Annotated in this window: 1 protein-coding gene; it reads right to left on the bottom strand. The window is 52.0% G+C overall.

The genetic code is table 11. The annotated features are described in order from the left end of the window. Positions 1–93: 93 nt before the first annotated feature. The coding region (locus QP908_RS11735) for an IS256 family transposase (RefSeq protein WP_284772364.1) at positions 94–1,001 on the bottom strand (908 nt) is incomplete at its 5' end.

Here is a 1,001-nt window from a genome sequence, read left to right as displayed (position 1 = left end):
GGTCAAGTCCGTTTGAGTGGTGTTTCTACCTTTCGATAGAGCATGCAGTGTGATGGTGTCAGGGGCCAGCACGTGCTCGGTGCTTTAACTGGTTCATGCGACCTCCTTGGTGGTGTCAGCGTCTATGACGTTGGCGGTAATCAATGCTTTGGTCTGTTCCAGGCTGGTTAGTGACATGTAGCGGTTTTGCTGGATCCAGTCATCGTGTTGTTCTGCTAGGACAGCACCAACAAGGCGCACGACAGCGTCACGATTGGGGAAGATGCCTACAACATCCGTACGCCTGCGGATTTCACGATTGAGCCGTTCAGTAGGGTTATTCGACCAGACTTTCTTCCAGACGGATTTCGGGGCGTTGGTAAAAGCTAAGAGCTCGTCGAGGGCTTCTTCCAGGTAGCTGGCAACGTGGGGGAATTTATCTTCACAAAACGCTACGACCTCACGTGCTTGGGACCACACCGATTCCGAGTCTGGTTGCTGGAATATCGTATGAAACATCGCCGATAGGGTTGGCCACTGGGTCTTGGCAACCATCGAAGACAGGTTTTTAGAAAAGTGCGTTCGACACCGCTGCCAGGACGCATTCGGCAACACGTCACTAATCGCATGCTGGATTCCTAGATGCGCGTCACTGGTGACAAGATAGACCTCATTAAGTCCGCGAGCTTTAAGATCCCTAAAGAACCCAGTCCACGACGCCACAGACTCAGATGTAGCAACCTGCATGCCCAATAGCTCACGATAGCCTTCGGCATTAACCCCGGTAGCCACGAGGACGGAAGCTTTGACCACGCGTCCTCCTTCGCGGACTTTCATGGTCAATGCATCACAGGCAACATACAGGTATGGACCGGTATCGAGTGGTCGGGTACGGAAGTCTTCGACCATCTCGTCCAGGTCTTTAGCCATGTCAGATACCTGCGACTTTGAAAGATTATTAATTCCCAAACTGGCGACGAGATCGTTCATCCTACGTGTGGACACGCCTTTTAAATAGCAGG

The organism is Corynebacterium sp. MSK204, from assembly GCF_030229885.1.
In the GTDB taxonomy this organism is placed as follows: Bacteria; Actinomycetota; Actinomycetes; order Mycobacteriales; family Mycobacteriaceae; genus Corynebacterium.
Note: the sequence above shows the minus strand (reverse complement) of the source record. Positions and strands in the feature narration are given on the sequence as shown.